Source organism: Rhodocista pekingensis (assembly GCF_042665545.1).
Classification (GTDB): Bacteria; Pseudomonadota; Alphaproteobacteria; order Azospirillales; family Azospirillaceae; genus Rhodocista; species Rhodocista pekingensis.
In genome coordinates, this window is the sequence record NZ_JBHTCM010000010.1 from 97132 (window position 1) to 121901 (window position 24770).

20 protein-coding genes are annotated in these 24770 nt (G+C 70.5%); 8 read left to right on the top strand and 12 right to left on the bottom strand.

The genetic code is table 11. The features are described 5' to 3' along the window. Positions 1–106: 106 nt before the first annotated feature. From ACFQPS_RS08700 to ACFQPS_RS08710, 3 genes are all read right to left on the bottom strand, one after another. Positions 107–2293, bottom strand: a complete 2187-nt coding sequence (locus ACFQPS_RS08700) for a 3-hydroxyacyl-CoA dehydrogenase NAD-binding domain-containing protein (RefSeq protein WP_377358190.1) — start codon at positions 2291–2293, stop codon at positions 107–109. 21 nt (positions 2294–2314) lie between these two features. Continuing rightward, positions 2315–3523 carry an acetyl-CoA C-acetyltransferase gene (locus ACFQPS_RS08705; RefSeq protein WP_377358191.1) on the bottom strand — a complete coding sequence of 403 codons (1209 nt, stop codon included), beginning with the start codon at positions 3521–3523 and terminating at the stop codon, positions 2315–2317. 268 nt (positions 3524–3791) lie between these two features. Then, positions 3792–4235, bottom strand: a complete 444-nt coding sequence (locus ACFQPS_RS08710; RefSeq protein WP_377358192.1) for a YbaN family protein — start codon at positions 4233–4235, stop codon at positions 3792–3794. A gap of 374 nt (positions 4236–4609) precedes the next feature. Here ACFQPS_RS08710 and ACFQPS_RS08715 point away from each other — a divergent pair, with 374 nt between their 5' ends. The 4 genes from ACFQPS_RS08715 to ACFQPS_RS08730 all read left to right on the top strand — a co-directional run bounded on the left by ACFQPS_RS08715 (position 4610) and on the right by ACFQPS_RS08730 (position 10646). Beyond that, the gene (locus ACFQPS_RS08715; protein ID WP_377358194.1) at positions 4610–5452 is read left to right on the top strand and encodes a MurR/RpiR family transcriptional regulator; all 843 of its coding nucleotides are present in this window, start codon (positions 4610–4612) and stop codon (positions 5450–5452) included. A 16-nt stretch (positions 5453–5468) separates the two neighbouring features. Then, positions 5469–7688, top strand: coding sequence for a 1,4-alpha-glucan branching protein GlgB (glgB, locus tag ACFQPS_RS08720; RefSeq protein WP_377358196.1), 2220 nt, complete (start codon positions 5469–5471; stop codon positions 7686–7688). A 146-nt stretch (positions 7689–7834) separates the two neighbouring features. Next, positions 7835–9379 carry a 4-alpha-glucanotransferase gene (malQ, locus tag ACFQPS_RS08725; RefSeq protein WP_377358198.1) on the top strand — a complete coding sequence of 515 codons (1545 nt, stop codon included), beginning with the start codon at positions 7835–7837 and terminating at the stop codon, positions 9377–9379. Between the two features lie 22 nt (positions 9380–9401). Continuing rightward, the gene (locus tag ACFQPS_RS08730; RefSeq protein ID WP_377358200.1) at positions 9402–10646 is read left to right on the top strand and encodes a DUF4032 domain-containing protein; all 1245 of its coding nucleotides are present in this window, start codon (positions 9402–9404) and stop codon (positions 10644–10646) included. 48 nt (positions 10647–10694) lie between these two features. Here the strand turns inward: ACFQPS_RS08730 and ACFQPS_RS08735 are convergent, their stop codons facing one another. Together ACFQPS_RS08735 and fliI are read right to left on the bottom strand one after the other, a co-directional pair. Continuing rightward, positions 10695–11120, bottom strand: coding sequence for a flagellar FliJ family protein (locus ACFQPS_RS08735; protein WP_377358202.1), 426 nt, complete (start codon positions 11118–11120; stop codon positions 10695–10697). Positions 11121–11142: 22 nt separating this feature from the next. Then, on the bottom strand, positions 11143–12483 hold the full coding sequence (fliI, locus tag ACFQPS_RS08740) for a flagellar protein export ATPase FliI (protein WP_377359558.1): 1341 nt from the start codon (positions 12481–12483) through the stop codon (positions 11143–11145). 214 nt (positions 12484–12697) lie between these two features. Here fliI and ctrA point away from each other — a divergent pair, with 214 nt between their 5' ends. Next, positions 12698–13402, top strand: a complete 705-nt coding sequence (gene ctrA / locus ACFQPS_RS08745; RefSeq protein WP_377358203.1) for a response regulator transcription factor CtrA — start codon at positions 12698–12700, stop codon at positions 13400–13402. Further along, positions 13339–14547, top strand: a complete 1209-nt coding sequence (locus tag ACFQPS_RS08750) for an NAD(P)/FAD-dependent oxidoreductase (protein ID WP_377358204.1) — start codon at positions 13339–13341, stop codon at positions 14545–14547. The genes ctrA and ACFQPS_RS08750 overlap by 64 nt, the downstream gene beginning before the upstream one ends. A gap of 17 nt (positions 14548–14564) precedes the next feature. Here the strand turns inward: ACFQPS_RS08750 and ACFQPS_RS08755 are convergent, their stop codons facing one another. From ACFQPS_RS08755 to ACFQPS_RS08780, 6 genes are all read right to left on the bottom strand, one after another. Then, entirely contained in the window at positions 14565–15398 is an 834-nt protein-coding gene (locus ACFQPS_RS08755; RefSeq protein WP_377358205.1) for a protein-glutamate O-methyltransferase, read from the bottom strand. After that, complete coding sequence (locus ACFQPS_RS08760) at positions 15395–16588, bottom strand: protein-glutamate methylesterase/protein-glutamine glutaminase (protein ID WP_377358207.1); 1194 nt, start codon at positions 16586–16588, stop codon at positions 15395–15397. The genes ACFQPS_RS08755 and ACFQPS_RS08760 overlap by 4 nt, the downstream gene beginning before the upstream one ends. A gap of 22 nt (positions 16589–16610) precedes the next feature. Then, the gene (locus ACFQPS_RS08765) at positions 16611–16976 is read right to left on the bottom strand and encodes a response regulator (protein ID WP_377358208.1); all 366 of its coding nucleotides are present in this window, start codon (positions 16974–16976) and stop codon (positions 16611–16613) included. A gap of 29 nt (positions 16977–17005) precedes the next feature. Then, entirely contained in the window at positions 17006–17503 is a 498-nt protein-coding gene (locus ACFQPS_RS08770) for a chemotaxis protein CheW (protein WP_377358210.1), read from the bottom strand. Next, entirely contained in the window at positions 17500–20220 is a 2721-nt protein-coding gene (locus ACFQPS_RS08775; RefSeq protein WP_377358212.1) for a hybrid sensor histidine kinase/response regulator, read from the bottom strand. Before ACFQPS_RS08775 ends, ACFQPS_RS08770 begins: the two co-directional genes overlap by 4 nt. Before the next feature lie 206 nt (positions 20221–20426). Continuing rightward, on the bottom strand, positions 20427–21056 hold the full coding sequence (locus ACFQPS_RS08780) for a histidine phosphotransferase family protein (protein WP_377358213.1): 630 nt from the start codon (positions 21054–21056) through the stop codon (positions 20427–20429). A gap of 115 nt (positions 21057–21171) precedes the next feature. Here ACFQPS_RS08780 and ACFQPS_RS08785 point away from each other — a divergent pair, with 115 nt between their 5' ends. Beyond that, entirely contained in the window at positions 21172–21360 is a 189-nt protein-coding gene (locus ACFQPS_RS08785; RefSeq protein WP_377358215.1) for a DUF3553 domain-containing protein, read from the top strand. Between the two features lie 36 nt (positions 21361–21396). Here the strand turns inward: ACFQPS_RS08785 and ACFQPS_RS08790 are convergent, their stop codons facing one another. Further along, complete coding sequence (locus ACFQPS_RS08790) at positions 21397–23457, bottom strand: AsmA family protein (protein WP_377358216.1); 2061 nt, start codon at positions 23455–23457, stop codon at positions 21397–21399. 246 nt (positions 23458–23703) lie between these two features. On the opposite strand from ACFQPS_RS08790, the gene moaA reads away from it, so the two are divergent. After that, positions 23704–24750 (top strand): GTP 3',8-cyclase MoaA, encoded by a 1047-nt coding sequence (moaA, locus tag ACFQPS_RS08795; protein ID WP_377358218.1) that lies wholly within the window; start codon positions 23704–23706, stop codon positions 24748–24750. Positions 24751–24770: the final 20 nt, after the last annotated feature.

The window sequence follows — 24770 nt, forward strand, 5'->3', positions numbered from 1 at the left end:
CGAACAGGCCCGTCCCGCGGGCGTTCCCCAGGGCGGCGCCCGCCAAAGGAAAAGGGCCGGCCCCGCGGGGGGACCGGCCCTTCAACCCTTGGACGGTGGCTGCGTCTTACTCCGCCGCGACGCGGGCGGCGGCGGCGCTGCCGTAGAAGCTGCGGCCGTCGGCAGCCATGTCGCGCAGCAGGGTCGGCGGGCTGAAGCGCTCACCGTACTTCTGGGCCAACGCATCACACTCGGCCACGAAGCGGGCGACGCCGATCGTGTCGATCATGGAGAGAGGCCCGCCGGTATAGGGCGCATAGCCCAGCCCGAGAATGGCGCCGACATCGCCGTCCGCCGGATCGGTCAGCACGCCTTCCTCCAGGCAGCGCACGGCGTCCAGGGCCTGGGCGTAGAGCAGGCGCGTCCTGACCTCCTCCACGTCCGGCTGGTCGGCCTCCGGCCGCTGCGGCCAGACCTCGCCCAGCCCGGCCCAGAGGCGCTTCTTTTCGCCCTCGGGGTAGTCGTAGAAGCCCTTCCGGCCCTTGCGGCCGATGCGGCCCAGCTTCTCGACCATGATGTCGTTGACGCCCTCGCCCGAGGTCGGGCGGTACTGCTCGCCCAGATCCTTCTTCCACTGGTTCCGGATCTTCCAGGAGAGATCGAGCGCGACCTCGTCGGCCAGCGCCAACGGGCCGACCGGCATGCCGGCCTGCTTGCCGGCGTTCTCGATCAGGGCCGGGACGACACCCTCCTGCAACAGGGTCTGGCCCTCGTTGATGTAGGTGCCGCAGAAGCGCGAGGTGAAGAAGCCGCGGGCGTCGTTGACGACGATCGGCGTCTTCCGGATCGCCTGCACGAAGTCCAGGGCGCGGGCCAGCGTCGCGTCGTCCGTGGCCTTGCCGCGGATGATCTCCACCAGCGGCATCCTGTCCACGGGGGAGAAGAAGTGGATGCCGATGAACTGGGCCGGGCGGGAGGAATTCTCCGCCAGCCCGGTGATCGGCAGGGTGGAGGTGTTGGAGCCGAAGGTGGCCGTGGCCGGCATCACCGCCTCGGCCCGTTTCGTCACGTCGGCCTTGATGGTGCGGTCCTCGAACACCGCCTCGATGACGATGTCCACGTCGGCAAGGCCGTCATAGGAGGTGGTGGGGCGGATGCGCGCCAGGATGGCGTCCGCGGCCTCCTGCGTGAGCCGGCCCTTGGCGACCTGGTCCGCCAGCAGCTTGGCGGACCAGGCCTTGCCCTTCTCCGCCGCCTCCTGGCTCTGGTCGATCAGCTCCACCTCGATCCCGGCGACGGCGGCGACATGGGCGATGCCCGCCCCCATCATGCCGGCGCCGAGCATGCCCATCCGGCGGAACGTGATCCGCGGCACGCCGGCGGGACGCCGGTCCAGCTTGTCCGCCTTGCCCTTGTTGATGAACAGGGTGCGGATCATGTTGCGGGCGACCGGGTTGCGGAACAGCGTGGCGAAGTACTTCACCTCCACCCGCAGCGCCGTGTCGATCGGGAGCTGGGTGCCCTCGTAGACGCAGGACATGATGGCGGCCGGGGCCGGGTAGTTGCCCTGGGTCTTCTCCCGCAGCATGGAATTGCCGGCCATGAAGACCGGGACCACCTTCGGGTCCATGCCGCCGGCCCCGCCGGGAACCTTGTAGCCCTTGGCGTCCCAGGGCTGCACGGCGTTCGGGCTCTTGACCAGCCATTCCTTCGCCGCGGCCAGGAGCTGGTCGGCCGGCACGACGGCGTGGATCAGGCCGCTGGAGAGCGCCTTCTTCGGCGCGAGCTGGCGCCCCTCCAGCAGCAGCGGCAGCGCCGCCGCGATGCCGATCAGGCGCGGCACGCGCTGGGTGCCGCCCGCCCCCGGCAGCAGGCCAACCTGCACCTCCGGCAGGCCGAGCTTGGCCGAGGGATCGTCCGCCGCGACGCGGTAGTGGCAGGCCAGCGCGATCTCGAACCCGCCGCCCAGGGCGGTGCCGTTGAGGGCGCAGGCGAAGGGCTTGCCGCTCGTCTCCATCCGCCGCAGGGCGGCGGAGAAGCTGAAGAACTGGCGGAAGAGCTGGTCCACCGGCAGGCTCGCCGCCTGTTCGAAGCGGGCTTCGAGCTGCATCAGGTCGGCCCCGGCCAGGAAGGCCTTCTTGCCGGACGTGACGATGACACCCTTCACCGCGGCATCGGCCACGGCGCGGTCCACGGCGGCGGCGAATTCGTCCGCGAAGGAGGCGTCGATCACGTTCATCGACCGGCCGGGCTGGTCGATGGTCAGGGTGCAGATGCCGTCGGCATCGACGGCGTAGGCGATGGCGTTCGTCATTCTTCTTTCCTCCCCGGACCGTCAGACGCGCTCGACGATGGTGGCCGTGCCCATGCCGGCCCCGACGCAGAGGGTGGCAAGGCCCGTCTCCAGGTCCCGGCGCTCCATCTCGTCCAGGAGGATGCCCAGGATCATGGCGCCGGTGGCGCCCAGCGGGTGGCCCATGGCGATGGCGCCGCCGTTGACGTTGATGCTGTCATGGTCGATGTCGAGCGCCTGCATGAAGCGCAGCACGACCGAGGCGAACGCCTCGTTCAGCTCCCACAGGTCGATGTCGTCCTTCGTCATGCCGGCCCGCTTCAGCGCCTTCTCGGCGGAGAAGCTGGGGCCGGTCAGCATGATCGTCGGCTCCGAGCCGATCGAGGCGAAGCTGCGGATGCGGGCGCGCGGCTTGAGCCCCAGGCGCTCCCCGATCTCCTTGCTGCCGATCAGCACGCCGGCCGACCCGTCCACGATGCCCGAGCTGTTGCCGGCATGGTGGATGTGGTTGATCCGCTCCACCTGCGGGTACTTCTGGATGGCCACGGAGTCGTAGCCGTAGTTCGCCCCGATCTCCGTGAAGGAGGGGTTGAGGGCGGCCAGCGTCTGCATCGTGGTGTCGGGACGCACCGTCTCGTCCTTCTCCAGCACGGACATGCCGAGGACGTCCTTCACCGGCAGCACGGAGCGGTCGAAGCGGCCTTCCGCCCAGGCGCGGGCGGCGCGCTTCTGGCTCTCCACGGCATAGGCGTCCACGTCATCGCGGCTGAAGCCGTACTTCGTGGCGATCAGGTCGGCGGAGATGCCCTGCGGCACGAAGTAGGTGCGGATGGCGACGGCCGGATCGGTCGGCCAGGCGCCGCCGTCCGAGCCCATGGGCACGCGGCTCATGCTCTCCACCCCGCCGCCGATGGTCATGTCGGACTGGCCGGACATGACCTTGGACGCGGCCATGTTCACCGCCTCCAGGCCCGAGGCGCAGAAGCGGTTGATCTGGACGCCGGCCACCGTCTCGTCGAAGTCGGCATTGATGGCGGCGACGCGGGCGATGTTGCTGCCCTGCTCGCCCACCGGCATGACGCAGCCCAGGATGACGTCGTCCACCACGGCAGTGTCGAGCCCGTTGCGGTCGCGCAGGCCCGCCAGCACCTGGGTCGCAAGCTGGATCGGCGTGATCTCGTGCAGCGACCCGTCCTTCTTGCCCTTGCCGCGGGGCGTGCGGACATGGTCGTAGATATAGGCGTCGGGCATGGCCGTTCCTTCCCTGGATGCTGCGGTGAGCGTTCGTTCTTGGCCGCGCAGGCGCCGCGGCGGTTCGGCGCGGAATTGTGAACGGTCGTGCGGGAACTGCAAGCGCCAGGGCGGCGACATCCGGGCTGCGGGCGGGCGCAGCAAGGCCCCGTCCGCACAGTGGTCGGACACGCCCGCACGCGCGCCCTCGGCCGCCGCGGGGCGGAGGCAGCCCGGCGGCCGCCGCAGTCTGTCAGCGGTCCGTGAGCGGTCCGTCAGCGCCGGCGGGTCAGGAGACGGCCGGCTTCTTCTTCGGCGCCGGGCGGGTCAGGATGTAGGTGCCGGTGCCGACCAGGATGGTGCCGACGATGGCGGGCAGCAGCATTCCGTTCGACCGCCAGAGCACGATCAGCCACGCCCCGAACATCAGGGAGATGGACATGATCTTGGCCCGGGTGGGGATCGCCCCTTCCTCGTGCCAGGCCCGCAGCAGCGGCCCGAACCGGCTGTGGTTCAGCAGCTTGGCGGCGGCTTCCGGGTTGGAGCGCATGAAGGCCCAGACCGCCAGCAGCAGGAACGGCGTGGTCGGCAGGACCGGCAGAACCACGCCCACCGCGCCGATGGCGACGAAGGTGTAGCCGAGGCCGACATAGACCAGATGCCAGCGACGCCTGATCCGGCGGGTTTCGGCATCCGGCCGGCTGTTCTCCGCTTCCATTCGCACTCGATCCATGCCGCTGGAGGCCCTGTCCGCAGGCCTCCCCGTCCGATGAAGCCTGACGGGTTTGCGACCGGATCGCAAGAGGGGTCTTTGCGGCGCAGCATCGGGCAGCATCGGACGGAGAACGCTCTGCCATCGCCCTGCCATCGTCGCGCTCTCCCGCTCCGGTAATCCGATTACCGGACCGTTCCACCCCGGCCCGACCCCCGGCCCGACCCTTGCGACCTTTTGCCGGTCAGTGCATCCCCGCCGTCCGGTCAATATTCGGAGGGTAACCAGGGCGCCCCCGTGCCCACGCCTGTAGTTTTCCTACACGCCCCTGTCCGCCATGGCGGGCGCCCCTGGAGACGACCGCCCCGACAGGGGCCGACAGGGGGGACAGGGACATGCTCGACCGGATCAGCAGCATGCGGCCGGGGCTGCGACGCTCCGAACAGAAGATCGCCGACATCGTGCTGCGCCAGCCGCATGCGGTGGTGAACGCCTCGGTGGCGGAGCTGGCGCACGACGCCGATGTCAGCCAGCCCACGGTTGTCCGGTTCTGCCGCTCCATCGGCTGTTCGGGCTATCAGGATTTCAAGCTGCGGCTGGCGCAGGACCTCGCGGCCGGCCCCGCCCGGCCGGAGGACGAGGTGCGGCCGGGCGACCCGGTGGCGGAGATCGCGGCCAAGGTGCTGAACCGCTCCATCGGTGCGCTGACGCGGCTGCGCAACCAGCTCAACCCCGACGCGCTGGAAGCGGCGGTGGGGGTGCTGGCCGAGGCGCGGCGGCTGGACTGCTACGGCTTCGGGGCCTCGGGCGTCGTCGCCCAGGACGCGCAGAACAAGTTCTTCCGCCTGGGGCTGCCGGTCGTCGCCTACACCGACTTCCATGTCCAGGCGATGGCCGCGGCACTGCTGGGGCCGCAGGGCGTGGCGCTGGCGGTCTCCCGCTCCGGGCGGACGCGCGAGCTGCTGCGCAGCGTGGATCTGGCGCTGGCGGGCGGTGCGCGGGTCGTCGCCATCACCGCCAGCGGCTCCCCGCTGGCCGAGCGGGCCACGGTGCCGCTGCTGGTCGACGCGACGGACGACAGCAGCCCCTATACCCCGATGACCTCGCGCATCGCCCACCTTGCCGTCGTCGATATCCTTCAGGTAGCGGCAGCCCTTCGGCGCGGTGTACATACGGGCGATCCCCTGCGGCGCCCTGCCGCCGCCCTCCGCGACGACCGCCAGCTTGTCAGCGCTTGAGCCCCAGGACGGACCCATGGCCCCCAGAACCGACGTGATCGCGGCCGACGTGATCGCGGCCGTCGCCGCCGGCACCCATGCCGATCCCTTCGCCGTGCTCGGTCTGCACCCCCATCCCGGTGCCAAGGGAGGGCTGGTGCTGCGGGTCTTCCGCCCCGACGCCGACGCCGTGACGGTGCTCACCCCCGAGGGCGAGGAACTGGGCGTGATGCCCCGACGGCACGAGAGCGGCTTCTTCGAGATGCGCTTCGCCCGTCAGGAGCGTTTCGCCTACCGTCTGCGCATCGACCGCGGCGGCACCTGCCGGGAGATCGACGACCCCTACCGTTTCCCGCCGATCCTGGGAGAGATGGACCAGTACCTGCTGGCCGAGGGCCGGCACTGGCGAGCCTGGGAGGCGCTGGGCGCCCATCCCACGACGATCGAGGGCGTGGCCGGCGTGCGCTTCGCCGTCTGGGCGCCGAACGCGGAGCGGGTCTCCGTCGTGGGCGACTTCAACGACTGGGACGGCCGCATCCACCCGATGCGGCTGCGCCTGGGCGCCGGCATCTGGGAGATCTTCATCCCCGGCCTGGAGGAAGGGGCCGTCTACAAGTACGAGATCATCGGCCCCGGCGGCGAACTGCTGCCCTTGAAGGCGGACCCCTTCGGCTTCCAGGGGGAGATGCGGCCGAACACGGCGTCCGTCGTGGCCCGCATCGACCGCCACACCTGGCACGACCAGGAATGGATGGCGACCCGCGCCGCCCGCCATGACCGCTCGGCACCGGTCAGCATCTACGAGGTGCATCTGGGCTCCTGGATGCGCTGGGAGGATGGCGGCTTCCTGAGCTATGGCGAGCTGGCGCGCCGTCTGGTGCCCTATGTGCGGGACATGGGCTTCACCCATATCGAGGTGATGCCGGTTCACGAGCACCCGTTCGACGGCTCCTGGGGCTACCAGCCGCTGGGTCTCTATGCGCCGACCAGCCGGTTCGGCACGCCCAGCGACTTCCAGTCCTTCGTGGATGCCTGCCACCAGGAGGGGCTGGGCCTGCTGATCGACTGGGTGCCGGGGCACTTCCCCAACGACGCCCACGGTCTCTACCGCTTCGACGGAACGCACCTGTTCGAGCATTCCGACCCCCGCCAGGGCTACCATCCGGACTGGAACACGGCGATCTACAATTTCGGCCGGACGGAGGTGGCCAACTTCCTGACGGCCAACGCGCTCTACTGGCTGAAGGCCTACCATGTGGACGGGCTGCGGGTGGATGCCGTCGCCTCCATGCTCTACCTGGACTACAGCCGGCAGGCCGGGCAGTGGGTGCCCAACCGCTTCGGCGGGCGGGAGAACCTGGAGGCCATCGACTTCCTGCGCCGCATGAACGAGCTGGTCTATGGCAGCGACGAGGGCCAGGGCGGCGGCGCCGTCACCGTGGCGGAGGAGTCCACCGCGTGGCCCGGCGTGTCGCGGCCGAGCTATGTCGGCGGGCTGGGCTTCGGCTATAAATGGAACATGGGGTGGATGCACGACACCCTGCGCTACATGAAGCGCGATCCCATCCATCGGCGGTTCCACCACGACGACCTGACCTTCGGGCTGCTCTACGCCTTTTCGGAGAATTTCGTCCTGCCGCTGAGCCATGACGAGGTGGTCCACGGCAAGGGCAGCCTGCTGGCGCGCATGCCCGGCGACCCCTGGCAGCAGTTCGCCAACCTGCGCGCCTATTACGGCTTCATGTGGACGCATCCGGGCAAGAAGCTGCTGTTCATGGGCGGCGAGTTCGCCCAGGGCCGGGAGTGGAACCACGATGCCGGGCTGGACTGGCATCTGCTGGACGTCCACTGGCACCGCGGCGTGCGCGACCTGGTGCGCGATCTGAACTGGCTCTACCGCGAGACGCCGGCGCTGCACGAGCTGGACTGCGAATCCGACGGGTTCCGCTGGATCCGGGGGCAGTCGGCGGACGATTCCCTGCTGGCCTATGCCCGCTTCGGCCGGCAGCCGGGCAGCGCCGCGGCGGTGGTGTGCAACTTCACCCCGGTGCCGCGGCCGCGCTACCGCATCGGCCTGCCGGCGGGCGGGACCTGGCGTGAGGCGCTGAACACCGATTCCGCCCTCTATGGCGGGACCAACATCGGCAACGGGGGCCGCATCGAGGCGGAGAGCGTTCCCTGGGACGGCCAGCCCTTCAGCGCCGAGGTGGAGGTGCCGCCGCTGGCCACGGTGATCTTCGTGAAGCCCCCCGCCTGACGGCCAGAGGGGCGGCCGGCGCAACAGGGGCGACGTGACAAGGCGGGCGTAACAAAGGGGTTTGACCGGGAATCCCCGGCCCCTACTATCAGGGACCGGCCCGCCGCCATCGGCGACTCCCTCTCCCCTGCCAGAGACAGCCAGCCTTGACGATGACCGACGCGCGCGCCAGCGGCCTGCTGCTGCATCCCACCTCGCTTCCCGGCGGACACGGCATCGGTGACCTGGGGCCGGAGGCGCGGCGCTTCCTGGACTGGCTGGCGGCCGCCGGCCAGACCTTCTGGCAGATCCTGCCGCTGGCCCCGACCAGCGCCGGCAACTCCCCCTATTCCGCCCTCTCCACCTTCGCCGGCAATCCGCTGCTCATCAGCCTGGAGGATCTGGTCGAGGAGGGGCTGGCCCCGCCCTCCGTGCTGGAGGACCTGCCCGGCAACGGCGAGCATGTCGATTACGGCGCCGTGATCGAGCGCAAGCTGGCGGCGCTGGACACGGTCTGCGCCGCCTTCCTGAAGCGGCCGTCGGATGACGAGCTGTGGGTGGACTACGACCTGTTCCGCGCCCGCCACGAGGCCGACTGGCTGGACGAGTACGCGCTCTACACGGCGCTGAAGGCCCGCCACAGGGGCCGCGCCTGGACCGAGTGGAACGCGCTCTACGTCACCCGCAACCCGATCGGGTTGGGCGAGGCGCGGCACACGCTCGGGTTCGAGGTGCGCAAGGTCAAGGTCCAGCAGTTCCTGTTCTTCCGCCAGTGGCAGCGGCTGCACGACCATGCCCGCGCCCAGGGCATCCGCATCATCGGCGACATGCCGATCTTCGTCGCCGCCGACAGCGCCGACGTCTGGAGCCGACCGGAGCTGTTCGAGCTGGACACGGCGGGCTGCCCGACCGTGATGGCCGGGGTGCCGCCGGACTATTTCAGCGCCACCGGACAGCTCTGGGGCAACCCGCTGTACCGCTGGGACGCCCACCGGGCGGAGAACTTCGCCTGGTGGCAGAGGCGGCTGGCCAAGACCATGGAGCAGGTGGACCTGATCCGGATCGACCATTTCCGCGGCTTCGACGCCTGCTGGCAGGTGCCGGCCGGGGAGGAGACGGCGATCCATGGCCGCTGGGTGCCCGTTCCCGGCTACGAGCTGTTCCAGTCCCTGACGGAGCGGTTCGGGGACATGCCGGTGATCGCGGAGGATCTGGGCATCATCACGCCGGAGGTGGAGCGGCTGCGGGACCATTTCGGCTTCCCCGGCATGCGCGTGCTCCCCTTCGAGTGGGGCGAGGACTTCCACCCCGAGAGCTACGATCCGGACCGCTTCCCCCGGAACCGGGTGTTCTATACGGGGACGCACGACAACGACACGATCATGGGCTGGTTCCGCTCCATCGGCGGGGAGCAGTCCCGTTCCGGCCGTGCCATGCTGGACTACATGGGCAGCGACGGGCGCGAGCCGCACTGGGACTTCCTGCGTTTCGCCCTCGGGACGAACGCCCGCATCGCCATGGCCCCCGTGCAGGACGTGCTGGGGCTGGGCACGGAGGCGCGGATGAACCTGCCCGGACAGGCGGACGGCAACTGGACCTGGCGCCTGCGCCCCGGGCAGTTGACGGACGGGCTCGCCGGGCGCCTGCGCGAGCTGACCGAGGCGAGCGGGCGGCTCGCCGTCCCCGGTGATGCGGGGGTCATGCCGGCCTGAACGGCCGGGGCGGAGGCGGACCGTGCGCATCAAACTCGCCTCCGCGGACAGTTTCGGCTTCGGTGTCGGCCTGCCCTGGGACCGGCCGCTGGCGGACTGGCCGGCCGACCTGCTGGTGGAGATGCCGCGCGGCATCAGCCGCAACGTCGTCCGCTTCGTCCGCGGCGGGAGCGGGTCCGTCTTCGCCCTGAAGGAACTGCCCGAGCGGGTGGCGCTGCACGAATACGGGCTGCTGCGGCAACTGCACGAGCGCGGCCTGCCGGCGGTGGAGGGGGCGGGCCTCGTCACCGACCGGACGGGCCGCGACGGCCAGCCGCTGAAGACGGTGCTGGTCACCCGCTACCTGGACCGCGCCCTGCCCTACCGCGTGCTGTTCGGCAGCGGCGACCCGCTGGCCCGCGGCGACCGGCTGCTGGACGCGCTGGTGGACCTGCTGATCCGGCTGCATCTGGCGGGTTTCCACTGGGGCGACTGCTCGCTCTCCAACACGCTGTTCCGGCGCGATGCCGGCCGGCTGGCCGCCTATCTGGTGGATGCCGAGACGGGGGAGCTACGACCGGAGCTTTCCGACGGGATGCGCCGCTACGACGTGGAGCTGGCCCGCGACAACGTCGCCGGCGAGCTGATGGACCTGGCCGCCGGCCCCGGCCTGCCCGCGGACCTGGACCCGGTCGCCGTGGCCGAGGAGCTGGAGGCGCGCTACCACCGGCTCTGGCACGAGCTGACCCGGGACGAGGTCTTCGCCCCCGGGGAGCAGCACCGCGTCCAGGCCCGGATCAACGCCCTGAACGGCTTCGGCTTCGACGTGGACGAGCTGGAGCTGGTCACGGCCGATGACGGCGAGGGGCTGCGACTGGTGATGCGGCCGCGGGTGGTCGAGGCCGGGCACCACCGGCGGCGCCTGCACCAGCTCACCGGGCTGGAGGCGGAGGAGAACCAGAGCCGCCAGCTCCTGAACGACATCAGCCGCTACCGCGCGCGACTGGAGTTCCTCGGCGGCCGGCCGCTCAGCGACGCCGCGGTGGCGCACCGCTGGCTGCACGAGGTCTATGCCGCCGCCCTGGACTCCGTGCCGGACGACCTGCGCGGCCGGCTGGACGATCCGGAGCTGTACTTCCAGATCCTGGAGCACCGCTGGTATCTGTCGGAAGCGGCGGGCCGCGACGTCGGCACGGCGGCGGCGCTGCGCGACTACATCGACACGGTGCTGCGCCACCTGCCCGACCGGCCCCCGGCCGCGGCGACGGAGCCCTGGCCGGAGCCCTGACCGCCAGCGCGGCGGGCAGGCCAGGCCGGACTGGTCAGGGGCCGGCTCTCAGGATGCGCTGTCGCGGCCGCGCTGGAAGCGGATGGAGGCGATCTCGTCCAGCCGCTGCGTGTCGGCGCGGCGCAGTGCCTCCTGCCGCTGGCGCTGGCGCTCCTCCTGCGCCAGCTCGTAGCGCTTCAGCTCCTGGAACGCCTCGGCCACCGACTCCTCGGCCCGCGCCACCTCGGCCCGGGCGCGGGCGATGGCGTCGTCCAGCCGCTCCCGCCGGTGGATGACATGGCGGGCGAAGTCGCCGTAGGTGGCCGCCGCCTGCAAGGAACCGGCGGCCACCTTCTGCTCGCGCGCCAGTTCCTCCTCCAGCCGGGCGCGCTCGCCGCACAGCCGTTCCTCCACGGCCTGCCGTTCGGCCAGCGCCCGCCGCCGCTCGTCCACCTCCAGCTTGTGCAGCCGGATCAGGGTGCTCAGGTCCTTCATTCAGTCCCGTCCCTTCCGCGCCTCAGCCGGCGCTGCCGACGGCCGGCATGCCCAGGATGGCCGCCAGTTCGCTGTAGCCGGTGCCGAGATCGCTGCGCTCGTCCTTGCCCTGGCGCAGGAAGTTCTCCAGCGCCGGCTGGAAGTGGATCGCCTCGTCCACCATGCTGTCGGAGCCGCGGCGGTAGGCGCCCAGGCGGATCATCTCCTCCATGTCCGCATAGGCGGCCATCAGCCGCCGCGCCCGGGTAACCAGGAGGTTCTGCTCCTCCGTGTTGCAGCCGGGCATGGTGCGGCTGACGGAGCGCAGGATGTTGATGGCCGGGTAGCGTCCGCGCTCGCCGATGCGGCGCTCCATGACGATGTGGCCGTCCAGGATGCCGCGCACGGCGTCGGCGATCGGCTCCTCCATGTCGCCGCCCTCCACCAGCACGGTGAAGAGGCCGCTGATCGTCCCCTCCCCCGTGCCGGGTCCCGCCCGCTCCAGCAGGCGCGGCAGCTCGGCGAAGACGGTGGGAGGATAGCCCTTGGTCGTCGGCGGTTCGCCCGCGGAGAGGCCGATCTCGCGCTGCGCCATGGCGAAGCGGGTGACGCTGTCCATCAGGCAGAGCACGTCCTGCCCCTCGTCGCGGAAGAACTCCGCCACCGCCATCGTCATGTAGGCCGCCTGCCGGCGCATCAGCGGCGGTTCGTCGGAGGTGGCGACGACAACGACGGAACGGGCCAGACCCTCCGGCCCCAGATCGGCCTCCAGGAACTCCTGCACCTCGCGGCCGCGCTCGCCGATCAGGCCGATGACGCTGACCTGCGCCGCCGTGTACTTCGCCAGCATGGACATCAGCACCGACTTGCCGACGCCGGAGCCGGCGAAGATGCCCATGCGCTGGCCCTTGCAGCAGGTCAGGAAGGTGTTGATGGCGCGCACGCCCAGGTCGATCTTGCCGCCCACCCGGCGGCGGGCGTGCGCCGGCGGCGGGCTGGCGCGGATCGGTGTCGGGCGCGGCCCCTGCGGCAGCGGCCCCTTGCCGTCGATCGGTTCGCCCAGCGCGTTCACGACCCGGCCCAGCCAGCCCGGCGTGGGGGTGATGGTCGGCTGTCCCTCCGCCACCTCGGCACGGCAGCCCAGGCCGATGTCGTCCAGCGTGCCGAACGGCATCAGCAGCGCCTTGCCGGCGCGGAAGCCCACCACCTCGCACGGGACGATCCGGCCGCCGCGGGTGATGACCCGGCAGCGCCCGCCCACGGACAGGCGCTTCTCGACGCCGCCGACCTCCACCAGCATGCCCAGGACGGAGCTGACCCGCCCGTAGATGCTGTGGTCCGGCAGCGCGTCGATCTCCGCGATCACCTGATCCACCTCCGGCACCACGCCCGTCCTCCTGACCCCCTGCCCGCCGGAGCGCAGGATGCCATGGCCGGATTAAAGGGCACAGCGGCTTTCCATGGCCCCAAAAGTTAACGACCTGACCCGTTGCACACATGGCATGAACGGCAATCCTCTGTTAACCTCGTTGGAAAAAGACCCCAACGCCGGAAGGCCCAGAAAACGGTCTGCCACCATTCTTCGGAAGGGAGATGCCATGAGAGTCTTGCTGGTGGAAGACGATCCTTCGATGGCGAAGAGCATCGAGCTGATGCTCAACTCGGAAGGCTACATCGTCGACTCTACGGAGCTGGGCGAGGACGGGTTGGAGATCGGCAAGCTCTACGACTACGACATCATCATCCTGGACCTGATGCTGCCGGACATCGACGGATATGAGGTGCTGCGGCGCCTGCGTTCCGCGCGTGTCACCACGCCCATCCTCATCCTTTCCGGCCTTTCGGAACTGGACCATAAAATCAAAGGGTTGGGCGTCGGGGCCGACGACTACCTGACGAAGCCGTTCGACAAGCGCGAACTGGTCGCGCGCCTCCAGGCCATCGTCCGGCGGAGCAAGGGTCATTCCGACAGCATCATCCGCACCGGCAGGCTGACCGTGAACCTGGACGCCCGCACGGTGGAGGTGGACGGCCAGCCGCTGCACCTGACCGGCAAGGAATACGGCATCCTGGAACTGCTGAGCCTGCGCAAGGGCACGACGCTGACCAAGGAGATGTTCCTCAACCATCTCTATGGCGGCATGGACGAGCCCGAGCTGAAGATCATCGACGTGTTCGTCTGCAAGCTGCGCAAGAAGCTGACCACCGCGACCAAGGGTGAGAACTACATCGAGACGGTGTGGGGCCGCGGCTACGTGCTGCGCGACCCGACGGAGGTGCAGAAGCCCCAGGTGGCGAGCTGACCTCGGGCGGGCGGGCCCGGACCGGGCGACGCATCGTCCTGGTCGGGGCCGGGCACGCCCATCTGTTCTCCCTGAAGCGGGCCGCCTGTTTCGCGCGTGCCGGCCACGACCTGACCGTCGTGGCGCCGGGGCCGTTCTGGTATTCCGGTCTGGCGACGGGAATGCTGGGCGGTGTCTATCCGCCGGAGCTGGACCAGGTGGACGTGGCGGCGCTGGTCCACCGTGGTGGCGGGCGCTTCGTGTGCGACCGCGTCACCGGCATCGACCGGCGGGCCGGCCTGCTGCATCTGGCCGACGGCGCCCCCCTTCCCTTCGACCTGCTGTCGCTCACCCTGGGCAGCGCCCCACCGGCCATCCCCGGCAGCGCGGACACGCCCGGCTGCTTCGCCGTGAAGCCGGTGCCGCAGCTCCTGGCCCTGCGCCGGGAGATCGAACGGCGGATCGCCGCCGCACCGGCACGGCCGCTGCGGATCGTCCTGGCCGGGGGCGGCGTCACCGCGCTGGAACTGGCGGCCAATGCCGAGGCCCTGGTGCGCCGCCGCGGCGGCTTGGCCGGGGTGACGGTGCTGGCCGCGGGCGACCGCCTGCTCCGACAGCTCTCCCCCGCCGCCGCGGCGCGGGTGGAGCGCGTGCTGGCCGCGCGCGGGGTGACCTGCCGGCGGCAGGCCCGGGTCGCGCGGGTGGAACCCGGCGCGGCCGTGCTGGAGGACGGCGGCACCGTGCCCTTCGACCTGTTCGTGAACGCCACCGGCCTGAAGCCCGCGCCGCTGCTGCGCGGCCTCGACCTGCCGCTGGACCGGGAGGGGGCGATGATCGTGGACCGGCATCTGCGCTCGCCCGCCGACCCGCGTCTGTTCGGTGCCGGGGACTGCATCGCGCTGGACGGACACGAGCTGCCGAAGGTCGGTGTCCATGCCGTCCGGCAGGCGCCGGTGCTGTTCCATAACCTGCTGGCCGCCGCCGGGGACGGCGTTCTACGCGCCTACCGGCCGCAGCAACGCTATCTCTGGATCATGAACCTGGGCGACGGCACGGGGCTGGCCGCCCGCGGGCGGCTGTGGTGGCACGGCCGGGCGGCCTGGTGGCTGAAGGACCGGATCGACCGCCGCTTCCTGGCGACGTACCAGCACGCAGCCGGGGACTGACCGCCGCCGGTTCCGGATCAGCCGATCTTCGGCGCCGGCGCGGAGGCGAGCTGGTAGAGGCCGCGCTGGCCTTCCATCGGCTTGAACTTGTCGGTGATGCCCAGCACCGTCTCGGCGCCGCCGAGATAGAGCACACCGTCGGGCGGCAGCATCCGGGCCATCGCCTCCAGCACCTTCGTCTTCGTCGGCTGGTCGAAATAGATCAGCACGTTGCGGCAGAAGATGACGTCGAACTGGCCCAGCGGGCTGAGGTCGGACAGCAGGTTGTACTCACGGAACTGCACCCGCGCGCGCAGATCGTCACTGATCTGCCACTTGTCCCCGACCTGCTTGAAGTACTTGACCAGATGGGTGATCGGCAGGCCGCGCTGCACCTCGAACTGGGTGTAGAGCCCGGCCTTGGCCTTGGCCACCATCTCGGCGGAGATGTCGGTGCCGACGATGTCGAACTTCCAGCCGGCCACCTTGTGGCCTTCGTCGTTCAGCGTCATCAGCAGCGAATAGGCCTCCTGCCCCGAGGAGCAGGCGGCAGACCAGATCCGGATGGATTTCTTCGCCTGCCGCGAGGGCATCTGCAAGGGCAGGACGACGGACTTGAACAGATCGAACGGCTTCTGGTCGCGGAAGAAGGACGACTCGTTGGTCGTCATCGCCTCGGTGATGTCGCGCAGCAGGGCCTCGTCCTTGCGTGTGCGGACCATGGCCGCCAGCTCGTCCAGACCCTTGACGCTCCACTTGCGCGCGATCGGCATCAGCCGCGATTCGAGCAGGTAGGCCTTGTCCTTGGTCAGCACCAGTCCCGACCGCTGCTTCAGCAGCGTGCAGAACATATCGAAATCTTCGACCTTCATGCTGCCCGCCTCGCTGCGATCTTCTGGATGAAGGGACCGATTTCCTTCAGCGGCAGGATGGCGCTGCACAGGCCCGCCGTCGCCACCGCGCCCGGCATGCCCCAGACCACGCTCGTCGCCTCGTCCTGACCGATGACCACGCCACCGGCCTGAACGACCTGTTCGCAGCCCTTCTGGCCGTCATGGCCCATGCCCGTGAGGATCACGGACAGCACCCGGCGGCCCCACTGGCGCACGATGCTGCGCAGCATCGGGTCCACGGCGGGGCGGCAGAAATTCTCCGGCGCATCCTTGGTGAGCTGCACCGTCGGTACGCCGTTGCGGTTGGCCACCAGGAAGTGGAAGTCGCCCGGCGCGACATAGGCGCGGCCGCCGACGATCGGCTCCCCGTCCTTGGCCTCGGCGCACTGGATGCCGCACTGGCGGGTGATGTGGTCGGCCAGGATGGTGGTGAAGGTGGCCGGCATGTGCTGCGTGATCAGGATCGGCTGCGTCGCCCCGCGCAGATGCCCCAGCACCTCGAACAGCGCCTGCGGCCCGCCGGTCGAGCTGCCGATGGCGATGACGTCCGGGCGCCCCTCGGCGGGCAGCGGCCGCACCGTCAGGGGGCCGGTCTCCGGCTTGGCCCGCACCGGCGAGGGCAGCGTGTAGCCGGAGGTCGGCTGCACCGCGGCCCCCGGAGCGGCGGCCGGTCGGGCGGTCGCCGGCCCTTCGCGCCGCGAGCCGGAGCGGCGGGCGGCCGCCCCCAGGGCCTTCACCTTCTCCGTCAGCTCACGCTTGAAGGCGTCGGCCCCGGTCAGTTCCCGCGTCGAGGAGGGCTTGGGGATGTAATCCGCCGCCCCCGCGCGCAGGGCGCGCAGGCTGATGTCCGCGCCCTTGGCCGTCAGGGTGGAGGCCATGACGATCTTGACGTTCGGGTCCGCCTGCAACAGGTGCGGCAGCGCCGACAGGCCGTCCAGCACCGGCATCTCGATGTCCAGGACGATGACGTCGATGGGCTGGCGCGAGAGGGTGTTGATCGCCATCTGGCCGTTGGCGACGGAGGCGACGACCTTGATCTCGGGATCGGACTCCAGCGCGCGGGTGATCAGGCCGCGGATGACGGCGGAGTCGTCCACCACCATGACGCGGAAGGGATCGGAGCCGCCCGACGGTCCGGAAACCGCGGATCTTCCGGGGGAATCGTTCATTGCGATCAGTTTCCGGGGGCTCTCAGAGGAGCCCGACCTGCTGGAACTTCGTCTGGATGATATCGCTGTCGAACGGCTTCATGATGTACTCGTTCGCACCGGCGGACAGGGCTTCCTGGATGTGCGCCAGATCGTTCTCGGTGGTGCAGAAGACCACCTTCGGCGCCTGACCGCCCGTCATCTTGCGCAGGCGGCGCAGGAACTCGATCCCGGTCATCACCGGCATGTTCCAGTCCAGCAGGACCGCGTCCGGCATGGCCTCGGCACACTTCTCCATCGCCTGCTTGCCATCCTCGGCTTCGGTGCAGGCGAAGCCGAGTTCTTCCAGGATCTTACGGGCGACCTTGCGGACGACGCGGCTGTCGTCGACGACCAAGCAGGACTTCATGGAGCGGACCCCGATCGCAGCAGCCGATATCAAGCGGCTTCAATACTAGCGAAATTGAGAAGGCGCGACACGTCCAGAACGACGAGCAGCGTCTCCTTCAGGCGGTAGATGCCGGTGGAGATGTCCCGCCAGCGCTGGTCCATCGTCGCCGGATGGCGCTCGAAGTCCGTGCTGGAGAGGCTCAGCACCTCCCCCACATGGTCGACCATCAGGGAGTACAGCTCACCGCGGTGGTCGACCACGATGCTCATGCCCGGATGCTCCTTGCCGCGCGGCGGCAGCCCCAGCCGCAGCCGCACATCCACGGCCGTGACGATGCGGCCGCGCAGGTTCAGCGAGCCGGCCACCTCCGGCGGGGACAGCGGGATGCGGGTGATCCGCTGCGGCCCGAGAACGTCCTGCACCTGCAACACGGGGATGCCGAAGAGCTGGTCGGCGATGGTCGCCGTCACGAAATCCTCGTGGGTGGCGATGGCCGCCTCCGCGAGCTGGCCTTTCTTGGCGGGAACGGGCAGGCGGGCGCTCATGCTGCACCTTTCGTCTCGGAGATGGTCTGTTGCAGGGTGAAGATCAGCGCATCGCGGTCGAACTTGGCGACATAGTCGTTGAACCCGGCCTGCCGGCCGCGGTCAAGGTCGCGCGGGCTGGCGTGGCTGGACAGCGCCACCATCGGCACCTGCGACCAGCGCCCGCTGGCGCGGACCGCCTGGGCGAAGTCCAGGCCGTTCATGCCGGGCATCTCGATGTCGCTGACGATGACATCGAACTCCTCCCCCGCCTCGCACAGGGCCAGCGCATCGTCCGCACTCTCCACCGACACCACGTCATAGCCGTGGACGGTCAGGGTGGGGGTGATGAGGTTGCGGAAGAACGGGCTGTCGTCCACCAGAAGGACGCGGTGGGCCCGCACATCCTCGAAGTTCTCCGACCGGCTGGAGCCGAACCAGTCCTTGAAGGCCTGGGTCAGGTAGAAGCCGGCGTCGATCACGTCGGTCGCCTTGCCGGCGATGATGGCGCTGCCCAGGAAGCCCGGCCGCTCGGTGCCCAGCTCCACGTTCAGGCGGTCCTCGACGATGTCCACGATCTCGTCCACGACGAGGCCCATGGAGCGCTCGCCGTCGGCGAAGACGACGACCGGCTGGCGCTTGTCGCGGACGATCTGCCAGGCCGGGTCGATCGGCACCAGCGGCATCAGCTTGCCGCGGTACTGCACGACCGGCGAGCCGTTCGACAGCTCCACCTGGTTGAGGTCGATGTCCTCCAGGCGGGCGACCAGCGAGAGCGGCACCGCCTTCGGACCGCCGCTGCCGGCGGTGAACAGGAGCATGGCCAGCTTGTCGTCCTCCCGGCGGGACTGCTTGCTGGTGATGTCGGTCGCGGCCGCGCTGTCCTGCACGGCCATCTCCCCCGTGACGGCGGCGATGCCGTTCGGATCGAGGATCATGATGACCGAGCCGTCGCCCAGGATGGTGTTGCCCGAGAACAGCTCGATGTGGCGCAGGATCGGGGCCACCGGCTTCACCACGATCTCTTCGGTGTCGAACACCTTGTCGACGATGATGCCGAAGACGTAGTTGCCGACCTGGGTGACGACGATGAAGGTCTCGCGCTTGTCCTCGTCGTCCGCGCCCAGCTTCAGCAGGCGCTGGAGGCTGACCAGCGGCAGCAGGCGGTTGCGCAGGCGCAGCACCGGGGTGCCGTGGATGCGCTCGATCTTGTGCTCGCTGTCCGTGGCGGCGCGGACCAGCTCGATCACGCTGATCTGCGGGATGGCGAAGCGCTCGGTGGCGCACTCCACGATCAGGGCGGAGACGATGGCGAGGGTCAGCGGGATCTTGATGGTGAAGGTGGTGCCCTTCCCCTCCACCGACTTCATCTCGATGGTGCCGCCGATCCGCTCGATGTTCGTCTTCACCACGTCCATGCCGACGCCGCGGCCGGAGACGCTGGTCACCTTGGCGGCGGTCGAGAAGCCCGGCTTGAAGATGAACTGCTGGATCTGCTGGTCCGACATGGCGGCCAGCTCGGCCTCCGTCGCCAGCCCGTTCTGGACTGCCTTGGCCTTGATCTTCTCGATCGCCAGCCCGCGCCCGTCGTCGGAGATCTCGATGATGATGTGGCCGCCCTCATGGAAGGCGTTCAGCGTGATCCGGCCGGTCTCGGACTTGCCCTTGGCGGCGCGCTCCGCCGGCAGTTCCAGCCCGTGGTCGCCGGAGTTGCGGACCATGTGGGTCAGCGGGTCCTTGATCAGCTCCAGCACCTGCCGGTCCAGCTCGGTCTCGGCGCCGAGCATCTGAAGCTCGATCTTCTTGTGCAGTTCGTGGGAGAGGTCGCGCACCAGCCGGGGCAGCTTGGCCCAGGCGTTGCCGATCGGCTGCATGCGCGTCTTCATCACGCCCTCCTGAAGCTCGGAGGTGACGTGGTTGAGGCGCTGCAAGGGCGCGGCGAACTCGCTCTCCTTCTGGGAGCGCAGAATCTGGAGGAGCTGGTTGCGGGTCAGCACCAGCTCCGAAACCATGGTCATCAGGTTTTCCAGCAGGTCCACATGGACGCGGATGGTCTGCTGGGCGACGGCGGATTCCTTCGGCTCACCACGGACATCGTCCACCGGCTCGGCCCGGGCGGCAGGCGGCGGCGGCTCGGCGGCAGGGGGGTGCGGCTCGGCAGCGGGGGCGACGGCGCGCGCGCCGGTCGGCGCCGGAACGGCGGCCGTGGCGGCGGCGAGCACCTCCTTGCTGGCCGGGACCGGGACGAAGCCGTGCTCGTCCGGCTCCTCCGCCGGGGCGGCGGGACCGGCGGGGGCCGCGACGGCGGCCGGCGCGGGCGGGGGTTCGGCAGCGGGGGCGGCGCCGGCCTTCGGCAGCTCGCGCCCTTCGGCCATGGCGTTCAGGCGGTTGATCAGGTCCTCGTCGGAGCCGGCGGGCTCCGCCTCGGTCTGCTCCAGGACGGAGAGGATACCCTTGATCGTGTCGAGGGATTCGAGGATCAGCGACACTGCGTAGGGGGTGACGCTCAGCTCACCGTCGCGGAACTTGCCGAGCACGTTCTCCGCGGCGTGGGCCACCGACTCCAGACGGGGCAGGCCGAGGAAGCCGCAGGTGCCCTTGATCGTGTGGACGAGCCGGAAGATGTTGCTGAGAAGGCCCGGATCGTTGGGATTGCGTTCGAGCCGCACAAGCTCGACGTCGAGAACGGCAAGGTTCTCGTTGGTTTCCGTAAGGAACTCACTCAGCAGATCGTCCATGTCCAAACCCCATCTCGGGTTATCGGCAGTGCGGCATCCGGGCGTGCGGTTCCCAGTCGGGTTGCACACCCCACCAGCCCGGACCCGCACCGACAAGCCCTGACCGATCAACATCTGACAGATTGTTGTTAAATCTGTCTTACCCTTTCGATTGATGCAGCCGGGGCCGCAATTCCGCAAGAGGCACTATCCGACTGTATGGTGCGTCAGACTTCCGCGGGAACAAGTGAAATCCTGATATCGTCCGTATTTTCCGTCGTGGCCACTATCCTGATGGCGTGCAGGTGCCCGAACCGCAGGGCCGCATACCCCAGGATAGAGCGCGCCGACAGATCTGCGGGGGCGATCTCTCCCGCAAGGGCGGCGCGCGTCTCCTCGCGCAGGCCGGCGTTGCGGCCGCTGCACAGGAGGGACAGTCCGGCACCTTCGCCGACGATGCGCACCGTGCCGCCGGCGGGCAGCGCCTCGTCCGCCAGCAGCGCGGCGATGAGCAGAAGCTTCAGCAGGCCGCGGGGCGGCGGGGCCGGCAGATCGGCCTGCCAGTCGACGCGCACGCGGCCGCCGCGGAACCAGCCCTCGACCGTGAGTCGCGCCTGCGCCGGGTCCAGCCCGTCATGGCCGCCGGCGGCGCCGAAGGCAAAGCGGAACAGGCGCAGCCGGCGGGCCGCCGCCTCGGCGCTGTCCGCGATCAGGGTCAGGGCCTCCTGCCCGGCGCCGGGGCCCATCTCGTCGATCAGTTCGACACCGTTGTTGATGGCGCCGACCGGGCTCACGAGGTCGTGGCAGATGCGGGAGACCAGCAGCTCCACGGCGCGCGGTTCGAAATCCGTTGACATGGTTCCCCCTCCCCGCGCTCCCCTGCGCGTCCCCCGGGCCGGTCCGCCTCCCCTGGCGTCCCGGATGGGCGGGGACTAGGATAGGCCGGGACGGCGGTGACGGAAACCTGATCCGATGGACGACATGCTCGTACCCGGCGCCCATGTGCGCCATCCCGGCCGGCCCGACTGGGGCCTGGGACAGATCCAGTCGGTCATCGGCACCCGCGTGACGGTGAATTTCGAGCACGCCGGCAAGGTCCTGATCAACACGGCGGCGGTCGGACTGACGGTGGTCGATCCCGACGCGCCGGGCGAAAGCTGACCCCCTCCCCTGTCGCCGGCCCGGCCCCCCTGCGGGCTACTGGCCTTGGGGCGGCTTCGCCTGCGGCGCCTGTTCCGGCTTGCGGCCGCCCAGCAGCCCTTCCAGCGCACCGCGCACCGCATCCTCCGGCTTCACCCCTTCCGTCGCCCCCTTCAGGGTCCCCTTCAGATCCTTCAGCGCCTCCTTCGCGGCCTTGGGGTCGCGCAGGGTCTCCCGCGCGATGCCGGCGAGGTCCGGGGTGAAGGAGAGGTCGGTGAAGCTGCCGCGCACGAGAATCGGCACGGACAGGCCGGACGGGTCGGTCCGCCCCGCCCCCTGCCCCTCGATGCTGGCGACCAGCCGCGGCACGATGCGCAGGTCCACCTGCCGGTCCTGGAGCGCCACCGTGCCGCCGCCCTGCACCCGCAGCAGCGGGGCCAGCAGGCGCAGATCGTCGGTCCGGGCCACGCCCCGGGCGATGGCGAAGCTGGCGCCCAGCTCCGCGAAGTCCGTCTGCTGCGGTCCCTCCGCGGCGCCGCCGGTGACGGCGCGCACCATGTTGGCGATGTTGATGCCCTTGATGGCACCGTCGCGGAAGACCATCGACGCCCGGCCGTCCAGGCTGCCCATGATGTCGTGGGGGCTGGCCCCGGCGGCCTTCAGTGCCAGCTCCACGTCGCTGGCCCCGGTCAGGCGCTTGAACCCGGCGAAGCGGGTCAGCACCGGTTCGGCCTGCATGCCGGCGACGGTGGCGTCCACCTGCCAGCCGGGAGTCGCGGCGCGGCCGTCGATGCGGGCGGCGCCGCGGACACTGCCGCCGAACAGGGCCGTCTCCCCCAGCGTCGCGGCAAGGCGGCCGTTGTCCAGCGTCAGGCCGAGCCGGGTCGGCCCCGCCTCCACCCCGGAGACGAGTACGCCGGCAAGCTGCACCGTCAGATCGGCATCGGCCAGCCGCAGCGCCGACAGATCGACCGGCTCCCGGCTCCAGCCCGGATCGGCGGTCGCACCGGCGGCCGGGGGCTGACCGGCCGGCGGGGTCGCGGGCACGGGCGTCGGCTCCGCCGCCGGCGGGGGCGGCAGCAGCCGGTCTAGGTCGAGCCGGGCGACGGCGACGCTGCCGCGCACCGCCGGACGGGCGCCGCCCAGGGCCACGGCGATGTCGCCCTTGGCGGCGATGTCATCGGCCGCGAGGTCGAAACCGCCGAGGGCGACGCGCTGCGGCGTGGCCTGAAGCGTCCCGGCCAGACGCAGGCTCTGCACCGGCAGCGCCGGGGGCGCCCCGCCCGCGAGCCAGGCCAGCAGGTCCGGCAGGGACTCCGCGGTCACCTGCACCGGCCCCTCCAGCCGCGGCGCGCTGCCGTCCGCCGGCCGCGCCAGCGTACCGCCCAGCGTCAGCGCCGTTCCCGCGGCCTCCACCGAGGCCTGGATGTCGGCGCTGCCGCCCGCCACCACGGCGCGGGCGGGGGCGGCGCTGGCGCTCAGCCGCAACGGCCGGCCGTCGAGGCTGAGAGTGGCCTCCACGGCCAGGGGCTCGTCCAGGGCGGCCAGCGTCACGCTGGCGTCCAGGTCCTGCACCACCCGCTCCGTGCCGGCGGCGGCGTCACGGTAGATCAGGGTCCCGTCCACGACCTCCACATCGCCCAGCGCCAGTTCCTGCACCGTCGCTCCGGACTGGGGGGAACCGGACCGGGGGGAACCGGCATCCCCGGCCGCCTGCGGTGCCGGGGTGCCCTGCGGGGCGGCGAGGTCCCAGTTGGCCCGGCCCCGGGCGTCCGTCTCCAGCACGATGCGGGGCTCGACCAGGACGAAGCGGTCCACCTGGATGTCGCCGGACAGGAGCGGCCAGAGGCGCAGGCGCAGGTCCAGCCGGCCCAGCCGCAGCAGGTCGTCCCCGCCCTGGAAGCCGGCGAAGCGGACATCCTCCGCCGTCACCGCCAGCACGGGCAGGACGGAGACGGAAACCGGACCCGCCACCGTGAAGTCGCGGCCGGTCCGCTGCTCCACCGCCTGTTCCAGACGGGCGACCAGCGGCCCCGTCGGGATCAGGAAGGGAAGCGCCACCACCGCCGCGCCCAGCAGGACGAGCAGCACGACGATGCCGATCAGAAGTCTGCGCATGGTCTTTCCCTCGCCATTGCCCCTCGCCATTGCCCCTGGCCACAGCCCCTGGCCATTGCCCCTGTCCGGAAAGGCCGGGCCGGGTGTGAAAGTTCCGGCGGAGTGTAGCCCAGGCCGGCGCGGCCCGGCCACGACGCCGGCCGCTTGGTCTTGGGGTAAGGTGTCGCTATATCTCCGCTTCAGGCCGCGCGCGGCCGGCAAGGGCGCCCGAAGGCGCCGGCAACGGGGATGGGGAACGCACGGCGGATGGCGAGCGCGGACGGCATGGTTCCGGCGGAACGTCCGCCCCTGGTCGATCCCTTCGGCCGCGCCATCACCTATGTCCGCGTCTCCGTCACGGATCGCTGCGACTTCCGCTGCGTCTACTGCATGTCGGAGGACATGCACTTCCTGCCCAAGGCCGAGGTGCTGTCGCTGGAGGAGCTGGACCGCCTGTGCTCCGCCTTCGTGCGGCTGGGCACGCGCCGGCTGCGCCTGACCGGCGGGGAGCCGCTGGTGCGGCGGGACATCCTGGGACTGATCCGCAGCCTGGGCCGGCACCTGCGCTCCGGCATGCTGGACGAGCTGACCCTGACCACCAACGGCAGCCAGCTTGCCCGCTATGCGGACGCGCTGGCCGACGCCGGGGTGCGGCGGGTCAATGTCAGCCTGGACACGCTGGACCCCGCCCGGTTCGAGCGCATCACCCGCTGGGGCCGGCTGTCCCGGGTGATGGAGGGGCTGGCGGCGGCGAAGGCCGCGGGGCTGGCCGTGAAGATCAACTGCGTGGCCCTGAAGGACGTAAACGAGGACGAGGCGGAGACGCTGGTCGACTGGTGCGCCGGGCAGGGTTTCGATCTCTCCTTCATCGAGGTGATGCCGCTGGGCGACATCGACGGGGCCGGCGGGGGCGAGACGCGGCTGGCCCAGTACCTGCCCCTGTCGCTGCTGCGCGCCCGGCTGGCGCGGCGCTGGACCCTGACCGACATCGCCTGGCGCACCGGCGGCCCCGCCCGCTATGTGCGGGTGGAGGAGACGGGGCAGCGGATCGGCTTCATCACGCCCCTGACCCATAATTTCTGCGAAAGCTGCAACCGGGTGCGGGTGACCTGCACGGGCCGCCTGTTCATGTGCCTGGGCCAGGAGGACAGCGCGGACCTGCGCACGCCGCTACGCGCCGCCCCCGACGACGCGGCCCTGACCGCGGCCATCCGCGAGGCCATCGGGCGCAAGCCGAAGGGGCACGACTTCATCATCGACCGCCGGCACCGGGGTCCCGCCGTGGGGCGGCACATGAGCGTCACGGGCGGCTGAGCGTGCTGGCCGCGGCCCCC